Origin of the sequence: Luteibacter sp., assembly GCF_036499525.1 — a bacterium.
GTDB lineage: Bacteria > Pseudomonadota > Gammaproteobacteria > Xanthomonadales > Rhodanobacteraceae > Luteibacter.
In genome coordinates this window covers 1-14,760 of sequence record NZ_DASYDO010000067.1, presented here as the reverse complement: position 1 = coordinate 14,760, position 14,760 = coordinate 1, and the positions used below count along the sequence as shown (strand labels likewise).

Annotated in this window: 14 protein-coding genes, 1 tRNA gene and 1 pseudogene; all 16 read left to right on the top strand. The window is 64.3% G+C overall.

Going from position 1 to position 14,760, the window contains the following annotated elements; all coding sequences use genetic code 11:
- Positions 1 to 50: 50 nt before the first annotated feature.
- The 16 genes and pseudogenes from VGM71_RS13265 to VGM71_RS13190 all read left to right on the top strand — a co-directional run bounded on the left by VGM71_RS13265 (position 51) and on the right by VGM71_RS13190 (position 14,456).
- Positions 51 to 2,708 carry a DUF2339 domain-containing protein gene (locus VGM71_RS13265; RefSeq protein WP_331545889.1) on the top strand — a complete coding sequence of 886 codons (2,658 nt, stop codon included), beginning with the start codon at positions 51 to 53 and terminating at the stop codon, positions 2,706 to 2,708.
- Entirely contained in the window at positions 2,698 to 4,035 is a 1,338-nt protein-coding gene (locus VGM71_RS13260; RefSeq protein ID WP_331545887.1) for a DUF3999 family protein, read from the top strand. The genes VGM71_RS13265 and VGM71_RS13260 overlap by 11 nt, the downstream gene beginning before the upstream one ends.
- Before the next feature lie 55 nt (positions 4,036 to 4,090).
- Positions 4,091 to 5,425 carry a replication-associated recombination protein A gene (locus VGM71_RS13255; protein ID WP_331545885.1) on the top strand — a complete coding sequence of 445 codons (1,335 nt, stop codon included), beginning with the start codon at positions 4,091 to 4,093 and terminating at the stop codon, positions 5,423 to 5,425.
- A gap of 476 nt (positions 5,426 to 5,901) precedes the next feature.
- The gene (locus tag VGM71_RS13250) at positions 5,902 to 6,555 is read left to right on the top strand and encodes a response regulator transcription factor (RefSeq protein WP_331545883.1); all 654 of its coding nucleotides are present in this window, start codon (positions 5,902 to 5,904) and stop codon (positions 6,553 to 6,555) included.
- A gap of 118 nt (positions 6,556 to 6,673) precedes the next feature.
- Entirely contained in the window at positions 6,674 to 7,234 is a 561-nt protein-coding gene (locus VGM71_RS13245; protein WP_331545881.1) for a glycoside hydrolase family 108 protein, read from the top strand.
- Positions 7,235 to 7,237: 3 nt separating this feature from the next.
- Positions 7,238 to 7,657: pseudogene (locus VGM71_RS13240) on the top strand (DUF2589 domain-containing protein); the annotation flags it as partial.
- A 167-nt stretch (positions 7,658 to 7,824) separates the two neighbouring features.
- Positions 7,825 to 8,484 (top strand): DUF2589 domain-containing protein, encoded by a 660-nt coding sequence (locus VGM71_RS13235; protein ID WP_331545877.1) that lies wholly within the window; start codon positions 7,825 to 7,827, stop codon positions 8,482 to 8,484.
- A 69-nt stretch (positions 8,485 to 8,553) separates the two neighbouring features.
- Positions 8,554 to 8,814 carry a hypothetical protein gene (locus VGM71_RS13230; RefSeq protein ID WP_331545875.1) on the top strand — a complete coding sequence of 87 codons (261 nt, stop codon included), beginning with the start codon at positions 8,554 to 8,556 and terminating at the stop codon, positions 8,812 to 8,814.
- A 5-nt stretch (positions 8,815 to 8,819) separates the two neighbouring features.
- Entirely contained in the window at positions 8,820 to 9,260 is a 441-nt protein-coding gene (locus tag VGM71_RS13225) for a hypothetical protein (RefSeq protein WP_331545873.1), read from the top strand.
- Positions 9,260 to 9,772, top strand: coding sequence for a hypothetical protein (locus VGM71_RS13220; RefSeq protein ID WP_331545871.1), 513 nt, complete (start codon positions 9,260 to 9,262; stop codon positions 9,770 to 9,772). The genes VGM71_RS13225 and VGM71_RS13220 overlap by 1 nt, the downstream gene beginning before the upstream one ends.
- Positions 9,773 to 9,802: 30 nt before the next feature.
- The gene (locus VGM71_RS13215) at positions 9,803 to 10,186 is read left to right on the top strand and encodes a hypothetical protein (protein WP_331545869.1); all 384 of its coding nucleotides are present in this window, start codon (positions 9,803 to 9,805) and stop codon (positions 10,184 to 10,186) included.
- Positions 10,187 to 10,200: 14 nt separating this feature from the next.
- Positions 10,201 to 10,533 carry a hypothetical protein gene (locus VGM71_RS13210; RefSeq protein ID WP_331545867.1) on the top strand — a complete coding sequence of 111 codons (333 nt, stop codon included), beginning with the start codon at positions 10,201 to 10,203 and terminating at the stop codon, positions 10,531 to 10,533.
- A gap of 219 nt (positions 10,534 to 10,752) precedes the next feature.
- Positions 10,753 to 11,349, top strand: a complete 597-nt coding sequence (locus VGM71_RS13205) for a hypothetical protein (protein WP_331545865.1) — start codon at positions 10,753 to 10,755, stop codon at positions 11,347 to 11,349.
- 116 nt (positions 11,350 to 11,465) lie between these two features.
- Positions 11,466 to 12,746, top strand: a complete 1,281-nt coding sequence (gene serS / locus VGM71_RS13200; protein WP_331545863.1) for a serine--tRNA ligase — start codon at positions 11,466 to 11,468, stop codon at positions 12,744 to 12,746.
- Positions 12,747 to 12,813: 67 nt separating this feature from the next.
- A tRNA-Ser gene (locus tag VGM71_RS13195) sits at positions 12,814 to 12,903 on the top strand.
- Positions 12,903 to 14,456, top strand: a complete 1,554-nt coding sequence (locus VGM71_RS13190) for a DUF6538 domain-containing protein (protein WP_331545861.1) — start codon at positions 12,903 to 12,905, stop codon at positions 14,454 to 14,456. Before VGM71_RS13195 ends, VGM71_RS13190 begins: the two co-directional genes overlap by 1 nt.
- Positions 14,457 to 14,760 lie beyond the last annotated feature (304 nt).

Sequence of the window (14,760 nt, the reverse complement as noted above, 5' to 3'; positions counted from 1 at the left end):
GGTTCATGCCAGACTGACCCAAACATCGGACGTGTCAGGGGAGCAAGGGCATGTATCTGGTCTGGGCAATCGTCGGCGCAGTGATCGGCGCCTTCGTGGGGCAAGGCGTGGCGGGCGGCGTGGCGGGCTTCGCCATCGGTTTCCTGTGGGGCCGCACCTCGCAGCTTCGCAACGACCTCGACGAGGCCCGTCGCCTCGTCGACCAGCTGCGCCCCGCGTCCGAAACCCGAGCGACCACGTCCGAAGCCGCCCCAGTCCGCACGAGCCAGCCCCAGGCCACACAGCCAACAGGCCCGGTGGGAGCCGACCCTGTCGGCGATGCACGCCGGCGACTCCCCCCACCGATGCCCACCGGCCCCACCTGGACCGATCGCCTGATCGCCTCCGTCAAACGCTGGTTCACCGAAGGCAACGTCCCAGTCAAGGTCGGCATGCTTGTCCTCTTCGCCGGCGTGGCCGCCTTCCTCAAATACGCCGCCGACACTGGCCTCCTGCGCGTACCCGTATCCGTCCGCCTCAGCCTGGTAGCCCTGGCAGCTATCGCCGGCGCAGCTTTCGGCTGGTGGCAACGCGACAGGCGCAGGGCGTTCGCGCTCTCGCTGCAAGGCGGGGCGATCGGCGTGCTGGTGATGACGGTGTTCGCGGCGTATCGCCTGTACGGCCTGCTGCCGGCGGGGTGGACATTCGTCCTGCTGGTCGTCTTCGTCGGCGCGCTGGGTGTCCTGGCCGTCTTGCAAGATGCACTGGCACTCGCCGTCCTGGGCCTCGTCGCCGGCTTCGCCGCACCGATCATCGCCTCCACGAACGAGGGTAACCACGTCGCGTTGTTCTCCTACTACGCGGTGCTCAACCTCGGCATCCTGGGCATCGCATGGAAGCGCGCGTGGCGCGTGCTCAACGTGCTCGGCTTCGTCGCCACCTTCGGCGTGGGCACCGCATGGGGCGTGCTTCGCTACCAGCCGGATCTGCTTGCCAGCACCGAGCCGTTCCTCATCCTGCATTTCCTGCTTTATCTGGCGGTGCCATGGCTGCACGTGCTGCGCTCGCCCAGGCGCAATCGCGCGATCCTCGACGGCTGCCTGATGTTCGGCAACCCGATCGCCAGCCTGTTGCTGCAAGGCGCATTACTGGACTGGCGCCCGATGCCGCTCGCGCTGACGGCGCTGGTGGCCGCGGCCATCTATGTGGCCATCGCATTTGCCATCCGGCGCCGCGACGACATGTCGCTGCTGCGCGACACCTGGGCCGTGCTCGCCGTGGCATTCGCCACCATCGCGGTACCGCTGGCGCTCAGTGCAAGTGTTACCGCGAGCGTGTTCGCGCTGGAAGGCGCGGGGCTGATCTGGCTTGGCTTCCGCCAGGGACGCCGGCTGCCGCGTTGGGCGGGCGTCTTGCTGCAACTGGCGGCCGGTACGGCGTGGGTGATCGCGTCGCTGTTCCACCAGCACGCCGACGATGCGCCACTGCTCAATGCGTCCCTCATCGGTAGCCTGCTGCTCGTGGCCGGCGCGGTTGCAGGCGTATGGCAGTTCGACCGGCATGGCATGTCGCGCGGCGTATCGAGCCTGGCGCGCATCGGCCTGCTGGTATGGGCGGTGCTCTGGTGGCTGATCGGGTTCGCCAACGAGATCGATGCGTTCGTGATCGAGCCCGCGCCCGCAGCTGCCTGCCGGCTGGCCCTGTTATCGATAACGGGACTTCTGCTCGCGCTTGCGTGCCCGCGGGTGCGCAAGCTGGATCTGGGCGTGGTGTTGGCATTCGCGCTGCCAATGTTCCTGTTCGGTGGCATGCTCGTGGTGCTTTCGGCCGCGAACGCCGGCGTCCAGTGGCTGCGTGGCTGGCCGTTGGCAAGCGTGGTCGTCATGGCCGTCGCGGGCTGGTTCGCGTTGCGCGACGTCGCGGCTCATCGTGTCGCCGCCGTCGCGGCGGCTACCGTGTGGTGGGTGCGCTGGCTGGCGGTCTTCACTGCCGCCATGTCGATCGCGCTCGATGGAGCGTCGCGACTGGGCGATGGTTGGCAGCTGTTCGCCCGAGTCTTGCCGACGTTGCTGCTCGCCGCGCTGGCGATCTGGGGCGAACGCTGGCTGGTCTTGCCGCTGCCGGTCTATCGACGCGATATACGCGTTGCCGTCGGGGCCTGCGTGGCCCTCGCCATGCTCGTCGCGGGCGCCGTGGCGCTCGGTGCACCCGGTGCGGCCTTGCCGTTGCCTTTCGTGCCCGTGCTCAATCCGGTCGACCTGCTGCTGGTGGCGGCGTTCCTCTTCGTCGCGCGGGCGCTGTCCGACGAAGCGATGCCGGGCGAGGTGCGCATGACGCGACCGGCGGTGCTGGCCACCTTGCTTTTCGTGGTGGCGACAAGCATGACGCTGCGTGCGGTGCATCATCTCGGCGGCGTGCCCTGGGACGGCGCGATGGCGGGGTCGAGCCTTGCCGAACTCTCGCTCACCGTCGTATGGAGCGTCATCGGCGTGGTGGCCTGGGTGCTCGGGTCGAAGCGCGGACAACGGATGCTCTGGCTCGCCGGTGCCGTTACCATGGCCCTGGTGTTGTTGAAGCTGCTGCTCGTGGATCGCTCGCACCTCGGCAACCTGTTCGGCATCGCTTCGTTCATCGCCTATGGCCTGCTTTGCACGGTCATCGGCTACCTCGCACCCGCGCCGCCGCGGCTGGTCGCCGCCGAACCCCCGGAGTCGTCGCATGCGTCGTGACTGGCGTGTCTGTCTGCTGATCCCTAGCCTCGCGGCACTGGCCGCCCACGCGGAAGCGCCGCCATCTTTCGCGGTGTCGTATCCGCTCAGCCTCCAGGCTGGTGCGAAGGCTTATGTCGTGGAACTCCCGCTGAATGCGTACGCGTGGGCCAGCCGGGATGCAGGGCTAGGCGATGTGGTGGTCATCGATGCGAAGGATCGCCAGGTGGCTGCCGGGTTATACGCGCCGGCAGCGCCCACCGCGCATCCGGTGACGCTCGATGCGCCGCTGCTTGCCGTGCCGCAAAGCGCCAACGGAGTGGCGGGTGCACACATCCTGCGCAGCACGAACGGCGACATCGTGATCGAGCCGGGTGCCGCGGCGGCGACCGTTGCGGCAAGCGACTGGCTCTTCGACGCACGCCAGCCCGTTGCACCCGAAAGGCTGGCTTTCGCGCCGTCGGGTCGCGACGTGGACCTGCGGATCGATGTCGACGCCAGCTCCGACCTCCAGGAATGGACGGCGCTTGTTCGTGGCGCCACGGTCGTCACGCTCGGACAGGGCGATGGCGCAGTCGACGCGCGCGTGGTGAAACTCAGCGGCGATCCCGCACGCTACTACCGCGTGCACGTCGCTCGCGGCGAAGCGCCCTGGGCCGACGTTGCCGGATTCAGCGTGACGCTCTCCGGCACAGCGGAAGACGCGGCGACAAAGGATGAAGCGGCGCGCCGCTGGCTGGACCTTGCATCGACGGCAACGGTGCAGCGCGGGCAGGGCGTCGATTACGACTATCGCCTTCCAGCGGCACTGCCGGTGACGGCGTTGCGCGTAAAGCTGGGCAAGGGCGACACCGTCGCCCGCTTCGACGCCATCGCCGTCGAAGGAACGATGAGCGGCGAGCAACTCGGCACCCTGGTGGTGACGCCGCCGCGGACTGGCGACGACCACGATCCACTGGACGTCGTGCCGGGCAGGCGCGACGTGCTTCGCCTGCATTCGGCGACGCCGCTGCGCGAGCCGCCGCACCTCCTGGTAGGTTGGCAACCCGACCGCATTGTTTTTCTCCCGGAAGGCGACGGCCCTTACCGTTTGCTGGTCGGCAGCCATTCCGCCCGCCGCGCGGCATGGCCCATCGCCGACGCCATCGCCGCCCTGCGCAAGGACGCTGGCCCCGCGTGGCGCCCCGGGCAAGCAACCACCGGCAACCTGCAGGAACTCGCCGGCCGCACGGCCCTGGACGCCTCCCAAGCCCCCTTCGACTGGACCCGCCCGTTGCTGTGGGTGGTGCTCCTGCTGGGCGCGGCCCTCGTGGCAGGGATGGCGGCGAGCCTCCTGCGCAAACGTTGAGGCGCCGTGCACGGGGACGCGCGATAATGGGCGCTTATCGACTATCCCGAGTCCCATGCCTTTCCAGTCTCCCGGCCTGTTTGCCGAACCCGAAGCCCTGAAGCCGCTGGCCGAGCGTATGCGGCCGCGTGCGCTCGACGAGATCGTGGGGCAGCAGCGCGTCGTGGGCGAGGACAAACCGTTGCGCCGTGCGCTGGAAGCCGGCCGGGTGCATTCGATGATCCTGTGGGGCCCGCCCGGGTGCGGAAAGACCACGCTGGCCTTGCTGGTAGCGCGCTATGCCGATGCCGACTTCCGGGCGATTTCCGCCGTGATGAGCGGACTGCCGGACGTACGCAAGGCCCTGGCGGAAGCCGAGGGCAACTTCGCGCAGGGCCGTCGCACGGTGCTGTTCGTGGACGAGGTGCACCGCTTCAACAAAGCGCAGCAGGATGCTTTCCTGCCCCATATCGAACGCGGCGTCATTATCTTCGTGGGGGCCACCACCGAGAACCCCTCGTTCGAACTGAACTCCGCGCTGCTGTCGCGCTGCCGCGTGCACGTGCTGGACTCGGTGGGCCCCGACGACATCGTGGACGCGCTGCACCGTGCACTCGCCGACAAGGAACGCGGCCTCGGCGACCTGGCCCTCTCCGTGGACGAAGCGTCGCTGAAGCTGATCGCCAGCGCCGCCGACGGCGATGTCCGCCGTGCGCTCACGCTGCTGGAAATCGCTGCCGAACTGGCGGAGGACGGCCGCATCGACGATGCCACGCTCGAACAGGTGCTTGCAGACCGCACGCGCCGTTTCGACAAGAGCGGAGAGCAGTTCTATGACCAGATATCCGCGTTGCACAAATCCGTGCGCTCGTCCGATCCCGATGCCGCGGTGTACTGGCTTACCCGCATGCTCGACGGTGGCTGCGATCCGCTCTACCTTGCAAGGCGCATGACTCGCATGGCGGTGGAAGACGTGGGCCTGGCCGAGCCCCGCGCGTGGCGCATGGCCCTGGATGCGTGGGACACCTACGAGCGCCTCGGCAGCCCCGAAGGTGAACTCGGCTTAGCCCAACTGGCGATCTGGCTGGCCATTTCGCCCAAGAGCAACGCCGCCTACATGGCGTACAACAAGGCACGTGCCACGGTGAAGCAGATGGGCAGCCTGGCGGTGCCCATGCACCTGCGCAACGCGCCCACCAAGCTCATGAAAGGCCTCGGCTACGGCAGCGGCTATCAGTACGACCACGACGCCGAGGGCGGCATCGCGCTCTACCAGCAATGCCTGCCCGACGAACTGATCGGGATGGCGTTCTACGAGCCCGTCGATCGCGGCCTTGAGGCAAAGCTGCGCGAGAAGCTCACCGCGTTGCGTGCCGCCCGCTCCGCCGCGCGCGACAAGCCGGGCAAATAGAAAAGCGAAAATCAGGTTCTGCCTGATACGGCCGGTGGAGACCGTAGCATCTCGATGTCCTGAATTCGCTCACCGCCTGCGTGACGAAGCTGGGCGTGAGGTTCGTGGTGATGGCGATCTCGTAGATGTTCCAGCCGCCGAGTGATTTCGAAAAGATCCTCGAAGGCATGAAGAACCTTTGACCCGACCCGATCTAAAAATCAGCATTTAGCTGATACGGATTCGAAGTGCCGCAACATAACGTTGCACGACGGACCACGGACGGTATCAGGCATTCACGAGAGGGAAGGACGCCCGGATGCGGCGGCCGCCGGGGGAGCCCGGCGGCCGGGAATGGCAGGAGTAGCGTCGGTCTGGGGAGCCGGCGGGAGAGCTAACCGGAGGGGGGCCAGGATGCGTTCCCATGACCACGCCACCGCTTGCCGCGGCGGCGCATTCCTTTGTGTACCCACGGCACGGTGCCAGGAGCGTGAAACGTGACGCCCGTGACCGTCTTGCTGGCCGACGAGCAGGCGCTGCTGCGCGAAGGAGTGGCGTCGCTGCTGGCCGGATCGCCGCGCTACGAGGTGATCGGCAGTATCGCCGATGGACGCGAATGCGTGCGACGGGCACTGCGATGTCAACCCGGCCTCATCGTTTTCGATTGTGCCATGCGTGGCCTGAGCGGACTGGAGGCGATACGCCGTATCGTTCCACGCTGCCCGCAGACGAGGCTGCTCTGCCTGTCCGCCTACGAAGACTCACGGTGGGTACGAGCCGCCTTCGACGCCGGCGCCCAGGGCTACGTGCTGAAGCGCGACGGCTTCGAGGTGCTGCGCGAGGCGATCGAAAGCGTGATGCGCTCGCGCTACTTCATCAGCCCGGATATCGCCCACTTGCTGGTTGACGGCCTGCGCCGCCACGACGGTCCGGCATTCGCACAGGGGATGCTGCTAAGCACTCGCGAGCGCGAAATCACCCAGCTGTTCGCGGAAGGCCTGAGTGCGCGCGATATCGCCGAGCGCCTTCACGTCAGCATAAAAACGGTAGGCACGCACCGCGAACACATCATGGCGAAGCTGGGCATCAACGGCATCGCGAAGCTGACGCGCTATGCGCTGCGCGAAGGCCTCACCACGCTCGAGCCCTGAGTTGTCGCTATCAGCCATCGCAAGCGCGGGAATCAGGAATTTCCCGATCCCGTGCCATCGAACGCAAGCGGAAAGTACATCGGCCGGCGCCATCGCGCCGAACGGGGAGTAAACGTCAATGGCCGACTTCTACAGCTTTTTTCCCACGCTGCTCAAGCACGAGGGTGGCTTCGTCAACGATCCCGTCGATCCCGGTGGCGCCACGAACAAGGGCGTCACGATGGCGACCTTCAAGCTGTGCGCCAAGGATATCCTTGGCATCGAACCCACCCTGGATGCGCTGATCAGGCTGACCGATGAACAGGCCGGCAAGATCTACAAGAAGCTTTACTGGGACAAAGTGCGCGGCGACGAGATCGCGCTGCAGCCGCTAGCCAACATCGTGTTCGACTTCCAGGTAAACGCCGGTTCGAACGCGTCGCGCCTGCTCCAGCGCGTGCTGAACGCGCAGGGCGCGACACCGCAGCTGATCGTGGACGGAGCGATCGGGCCGGGCACGATGGCTGCCCTGGTGAATGTCGATGCCCGCGCCGTCTACGCCGCCTACAAGAAAGGCCGCGCGGACTACTACAGGAACCTGGTGGTCCAGCGTCCTTCGTTGGGAAAGTTCCTCAAGGGTTGGCTGAATCGTGTGGACTCGTTTCCCGATCTGGCAGCCACGTCGACGGGAGGCGCGTGAGCCATGGCCGCCCAGACGTCACTGAATACCCTGATCGCGGCGATCGCCAGCGCCGTGGTCGATGCGCAGGACCGCATCGAGCAACACCAGATGTCCCACCTCAGCGACTTCTTCGACGAGGACAACCGCCCGAAGAGCGTGGTGATCCGCATGCCGTCGCTGCATCCGAAAGCGGGCGAAAGCGACGAAGACCTCTACCGCGCGCCGATTCTGCCGCTGGTATCGACCAACGTACTGCGCATCAAGGATGTGGAGATCACCTTCGATGCCGACATCGGTCCGCTGGTTGAGGGCGACGTGCCCGCCGAAGAACATCTGGAGCCCGGCTGGAAGGGAAAGGCCGCGACGAATCGACCGCACCTTAGTGTGGACCCGAGCGCGGGCGGCAACGATCGCAAGTCTGGCAGCGTGCACGTGGTGCTGCGCGTGGAGGGGAGCGAGCCCACCGACGGTGCGGCGCGCCTCATGAACCACCTGGCGCAGACGCAAGGGGTGTTCAAGACGTTCAAGCCGGGCGACTGAGGGGTCGACCGTGTTGAACCGCGGCGCGCATATCGCTCGCCGCGTCAACTATCACAAGGAGTCACATCATGGCTGACGAACTCGTCAACATGTCGAGCCAGTTCAAGGGTCTTCCCATGGGCGACCTGATCGGATCGCCACTTCAGGCCGCCTGCGAGGCGCAGGTGAAGCTGGCCCAGGCCACGGCGGATTTCATCAAGGTCATCGGCTTCATGCCGCCGGCCGCGAACGATCCCACCGGCGTGGGCGCCACCCGTACCGCGCAGTTCCGCTTCAAGCGTCCCGTTGACGATCCGACCAAGACGGGCGGCATTGCCGAGGAAGATGTCGAGCTGGAAGTTCCGCTGCTTGCCATCGTGAAGGTTCCCAACCTGAGCATCACCCGCGTGGACATCCTCTTCGATATGGAAGTGCGCTCTTCCTTCAGCTCGACCGAGAGCGAAGACAAGAAGGGCGAGTTCAGCGCCGAGATGTCCATCGGCTGGGGCATCTTCAAGGCCACCGCGAAGGTGTCGGGTTCGGTCGCGACGCACAAGGAAAACACCCGCAAGTCCGACAACTCCGCCAAGTACCACGTGGAAGTGCACGCCGAGGACAACGGCATGCCGGAAGGCCTGGCGCGTGTCATGGACATCCTGCAGTCCGCCTGTGCCCCGCGCAGGATCAGTGCCCCGACGCCGGTGCCCGAGACGGATCCGAAGCAGCCGGTTGCAGATGACACCAAGTAATACGCGGTTCGATCCACGTACAGGTCGCGGCGCCCGTGAGGTCGTCGCGATTCCTTCCAGGAGAAGAGGATGTTCGACCTGACCGACGTGAAGTTCGTGAAACGCGTGATTGTCGGAAGCGACAATCCAACGCAGATGAGCAGCGAGGCGCAGATCGAGGACGCGCGCGCCTTGCTCAACCGCTGTCTTACCGATACGCCGAAGGGCGCCATCATCGGCATCGAGAAGAGTTTTACCGTGTTGCAGCTGGGCGAGCACCAGGTGGTGCTGCAATGGCTGTGCTACCACATTGGCTTTCCGCGGAAGCCGGTGTGGCTTGGCGAGGGGTAGGGCGAATGGCTACCTGCACGTTCAATCAATTGTTGTATGCGCTGCGCGTTTCCGTGGAAGCGGCCAACGAAGCGCTGCAGCGTCGCCGCGTCATGCAGTACGAATACGGGAACACCGGCGGGCTCGGCCTGCACGTTGACGTGCCGCGCGACTCGGCCGCCGACGCGCCGCTGGAGTCGGTGGTGATTCCCCTGAACTGGTTCCGCGATCCGCATGTGCCCCAGGTGACCGAATTGTCCGTGGAGTTCGACTGCCGCCTGCGCTACGAGCGCGGCAGCGGTAGCACGGGCGGCCTGGTGATCGACATGCGACCGCCGCGCCTTACCTTGTTCCGGCGCAGGCCGTTGCACCGCCTGCGCATTGCCTTCCGCGCCGTCGACGCCTGGCAAACCAATGTATCTATCGACGGACGTGTGGTGGACATTCCAATGACGAGGAGAGGGTAATGGAAAGACTTTCGATGCTTCGTTTGTCTCCCGAATGGGAGAGTGCCTTGGTGGCTAGCCTGGACGAGCCGCCGCGGCGTCGTCGCGACCGCCGGCTTGGGTGGATCGCGATCCTCGCGTTCCTGCTTGCCGGCTTGCTCACGCTTCTGTGCCTGTTGCCGAACGTGGCCTTCGCCGCGCAACCCCTGGGTGCCTGGCGGGGTGCGATCCAGTCGGACGACGGACGGAAAGTGGACGTGCTCGTCCGCTTTACCGCGAAGGGTGCGGAATTTCGTTTCCTGGGCGAACTTGGTTGCCGTGCCACGGCCCGGTTCGTGGAGGACAACGGCGCGTCTCTGCACTACTTCTTCGACTGGATCCATGGCGGTGAAAGCTTCTGCGACCGCCTGCAGGACCGTGCTCTATGGATGACCCCGACCGCGGATGGCGGCCTGGCGTTCGATCACGGAATGGACCTCGTCACCTGGCATGGAGTGCTGCATCGGAAAGAACTGAAGTCACCGACTCACTAGCGTCAACCACAACTACGCAAGGAGAACATCATGCACGTGCATAACCTGAAGAACCTGTGTGTCGCGGCATTGCTCTGCGTCCTTCCCGCAGCAGCCTTCGCCAATCCGCTGGGCGTGTGGGCCGGATCGGTAGCGCAGGGCACCGAGACGATTTCGGTCAGCGCGACGTTTACAGAGAGGAGCGTGGACATACACTTCGCGGGAGCAGCGGCCTGCCGGGTCAAGGCGACGTATCAGAAAGCCGATGGGCGCGCGCTGCTCTACGGGTTTGAGATATCCACCAACGGCGGGCCGTTCTGCGACAACCTCTGGAGGAATGTCCTGGAGGTTGACTACGCAGAGGGCGACGACACCCTGAAGATATCCTTCGGTTCGTCCGGCAAGTGGAGCGGAACGCTCGATAAGCAAGGCTGAAAGGTGAGGTCACCATGGACACCATGCTGCTTTTTACCCGCTTCTGGCTCCTGCTGGCGGCGATCGGTGGCGCCATCCTTCCGGTGGCGCTGGGTAACGAACCTTCGCGCAAGCGTGCCGTCATGCAGGTGGTGTGCGGCGCGATGCTGGCGATCTTCCTCGCACCGGCGCTGGAAGAGCGCTTCCTTCCCGATTCGCCGGCACAGGTACATGCCGGCGTGTCGTTCCTCATCGGCTGTTTCGGGCTGAGGGTGACGATGATCGTGCAACGGCTCATCGATGCTCGCGGCGACTCGCTGGCCAACCGCGTCATGGCTCGGGGCCCTTCTCGGATTTCGGAATATTGACTACGGCCATGTCTGGCCCGGCGAGGTCGTGTCCAATTTCGGCACGGCCATGCTGCTGAGCTACTGGGTCTGGCGCTCCGCGCGCAGGCGACGGGCCTCCCATTTCCCCAAGGGCGCCGAGCAAGCGCTCCCCGAATAGGCCAACCCTGCCAAAAGTCCGATACCGGCCATGGCAACGCAGTCGTACCCTCGGGCCACCACTCGGGGAGGAGAGGAACGATGCGTATCGTCATTGCGACACTGATCGGTGGGCTGATCATGTTTTTCTGGGGTGCGTTCGCGCACATGGTGCTGCCGCTGGGCGAGCTTTCCATGCGTGCACCCACGAACGAGGATTCGGTACTTACCGCCTTGCGCGATGGGCTGCCAGCCGAACACGGCATTTACGTGCTGCCGCACTTCGATATGGCCACCATGCACGGGAACGAGCAGGCCACGAAGGCGTATTCGGAAAAGGCCAAGGCCAATCCGTATGCCTTCATCGTGTATTCGCCGAACGGCAAGGATCCGGTCGCCATGGGCGGCAACTTGTTCCACCAGTGGCTCTCGGACACGCTGGCGGCGCTGCTGGTTGCCCTCGTGCTGATCCGCATGGCCGGCGTCGGTGTGGTCCGCGGCCTCTGCATCGGGCTGGCTTTCGGCGTCTTCGCCTGGCTGTCGATCAGCGTGCCGTACTGGAACTGGTACCGGTTCCCGGGCGCGTTCACCGCCGGCTACCTCGTCGAACAAGGCTTCGGCTGGCTGCTTGCCGGTGCGGCGATGGGATGGTGGCTGGGGCACAAGGCGCATAACCCCGCGGTCAAACCCATGCCCTGACCCTTCACGGGTACCGGGCACCCCGGTACCCGTCGTCCCCGCGAAGGCAGGGACCGCAGCGACTTCCGCCCCGTTTTGCGATAATCCCGCATTCGACACCCACGGAAGCCAAGAACATGCTGGATCCCGCCCTCCTGCGCGGCCGCCTTGCCGAAACGGCAGAACGCCTCCGCGCCGCCCGGAACTTCGACCTCGACGTCGCCACGGTCGAGCGTCTCGAATCCGAGCGCAAGGCGCTTTCCACCGAGACGCAGGAGCTGCAGAACCTGCGCAACACCCGTTCCAAGGCTATCGGCCAGGCCAAGGCCAAGGGCGAGGACGTCGCGTCCCTGATGGCCGAAGTCGCAGGCATCGGCGACAAGCTCAAGGCCAACGAACACGCCCTGGCCGACGTCCAGGCCAAGCTGGCCGACATCGCCCTCGGCATCCCGAACCTCCCCGACGAGACCGTGCCCTTCGGCAAGGACGAGAACGACAACCTCGAACTCCTCCGCTGGGGCCACCCGCGGCCGTTCGACTTCCCCGTGAAAGACCACGTGGACCTGGGCTCGCGCCACGGCTGGCTCGACGCCGAAGCCGGCTCGAAGCTCTCTGGCGCCCGCTTCACCGTCCTCCGCGGCCAGCTCGCGCACCTGCACCGCGCGCTAGCGCAGTTCATGCTCGACCTGCACACCACCCAGCACGGCTACCTTGAACACAACGTGCCGCTGATCGTGAATGCCGCCGCGATGGAAGGCACCAGCCAACTGCCCAAGTTCGAGGACGACCTCTTCGGCACCCAGGTGGGCGACGCGAAGCGCTACCTTATTCCCACGTCCGAAGTGGCCCTGACCAATCTTGTGCGTGAGAGCATCGTTGAAGCCGATGAGTTGCCGATGCGCATGACCGCCCATTCCATGTGCTTCCGGGCTGAGGCCGGTAGCTATGGTCGGGATACTCGCGGCATGATCCGGCAGCACCAGTTCGAGAAGGTGGAGATGGTGCAGATCGCCACGGCGGAGACCAGCTTCCAGCAACTGGAGGAAATGGTAGGGCATGCCGAGGCTGTGCTGCAGGCGCTGAAGCTTCCTTATCGGAAGGTGCAGTTGTGTACGGGCGATATGGGCTTCGCTGCCGCGAAGACTTACGATCTCGAGGTGTGGCTGCCCAGCCAGAATACCTATCGGGAGATCAGTAGCTGCTCTAACTGCACGGACTTCCAGGCTCGGCGGATGCATGCTCGTTGGCGTAATCCGGCTACGGGGAAGCCGGAGCTGGTGCATACGCTTAACGGGTCTGGGTTGGCCGTGGGGCGGACGCTGGTCGCGGTGATGGAGAATTTCCAGCAGGCGGACGGGTCGATCGAGGTGCCGGAAGTGTTGCGGCCGTATATGGCGGGGCTTGAGGCTATCGCCTGAGGTACAATCGGGCGCGTTCGAAGAGGCAAGCCGGCTGGGTGCAATGCCCTGCCGGTGCGATAGATACGGAGAGATGGCCGAGTGGTTTAAGGCAGCAGTCTTGAAAACTGCCGTAGGTGTAAGCCTACCGTGGGTTCGAATCCCACTCTCTCCGCCATGACACTCCAAGGTGATCGTTTTCAGCCACTTAGATGCGGCTGGAGAAATTCGGTGGTAGGCACTCGCATAGGCACTTCTATGCGGATAGCACATCACTTGGACCGTTCCCCGACCGGGGTATTTCAGTTTCGGCAAAAAGTGCCGTTAGACCTTCGAGGGGTGTTCCGACTCACGGTGATTCGCCGTAGTCTTGGGACGCGAGACCCTCGGATGGCGCAGGTGCAGGCGTATGCCCTGTCCGCGCGCTACGCGGCACTGTTCGACCAGGCAAGGAAGCTGAAGGGGATGAAAAAACCAGCACCCAACGACCCCTTCCTTCTGGATGTGGACGACCCCGGGCACCCGCTGCACGTTGCGCCGTGGAAGCTGGAGCGAACCCCCAACGGCTTTACCTTGGCGACGGAGGGTGACTCCGATAAGGAACATGCCAAGGCCGTCGAGGTGCTGCGCGTGTTGATGGGCGCCCAGGTTTTGCCGACTCCGTCGTTGCCGGTCGATGCAGCTGTTCGTCCAATAGGTCGCTCCGCGCGCGCCACGGCAGGCATTACGGTCGGCGAAGCCGCACGGAAATATCTGCTCACGCTCGATTCGGCGTTGCTGCCGGATAAGACCCGCAGCCAGAAGAAAGCGGCAGTCAATAGTTTTGCTCGATGGAAGGGGCTGAAAGCGCCGCTAACGGAGGTCATGCGCACTGACGTATCAGAGTGGGTGCAGTCGTTGCGCGCCGACCAATTGGCGACGCCCACCATCGTCAACAAATTGAGTTACCTGAAGGCGTTTTTCGTCTGGGCGCAGAATTCCGGGCACTATGCGCGCGGCGACAATCCAGCCGCCGGGCAGCTGACGTATGGCATCCGTGAGAAACGCCTCCGACGAAAGTTGGGCTTTGAGCCTTTCAGTTCAGAACAATTGCGCATCATTTACGCACCAGTAACTTTTTCGAAGTTGCGCCCCGAAATTCGGTGGGGAGCACTCCTGGGCCTCTACAGCGGCGCAAGAGTTAGTGAGGTCGGCCAACTACACCTGGAAGATTTCTTCGAGGAAGATGGCATCCCTTGTGTTCGAATCACCTCGACTGGTGAAGGTCAATCGCTGAAAACGGACGCGAGCGAAAGAGTCGTACCCATCCATCCGGAGCTTGTTGAACTAGGATTGCTAGAGCATGTTCAGGCACTGCGCGATGCCGGAAAGACCAGGCTTTTTCCTCGGACGAAAGTTGGGAGCGTGAACGGCGCTGGTAACTTTTTAAGCGCTGCCTTCGGACGCTACATCACGGGGTTGAACGTAACGCCGAAGGTCGGGAAAGTCGGTTTTCATTCGCTACGAAAAACCGCCATCCAACAGATGCAAGCCAGCGGTGTCGCCTCAGAAGTGAGGGCCCAACTCGTCGGCCATGAATTGGGCGATGAGCACCACGCTTCGTATTCTCGGAAATATCGACCCTCGGAGATGCTCTCGATGATTGAAGCGGCGCTAGCGCACAAAGATAAGCTTCAATTGACCTACTTAAATACTATTCTTCCAAAAGCGCTGGGAAAGACAAAGAAATGACGAACGCTCAAGGAACGTCAAAGCGAGAGAGCCTTCTTGTCAGCTTTATTTATCGGTCTGGAACGAATCTTGGCTTCTGGATAGTCACTATTCTTTTCGTGGTCTGGGGTGTGCCATGGCTTGGCACCGTTCTCTTTAAATTGCAAACAACGCCGGAGCCGTTGGCGGTTTCAAGGTCCACGCGCAACACAGTCAGTGCATCGTAGCCGGATCGGCCTCGCTTAGTTGGCGGAGCTCGGTGTAGACCTGCAACGGCGTGCGAAACCCATGCCGCTGCCGCGGGCGGGTGTTGAGACTCAAGGCG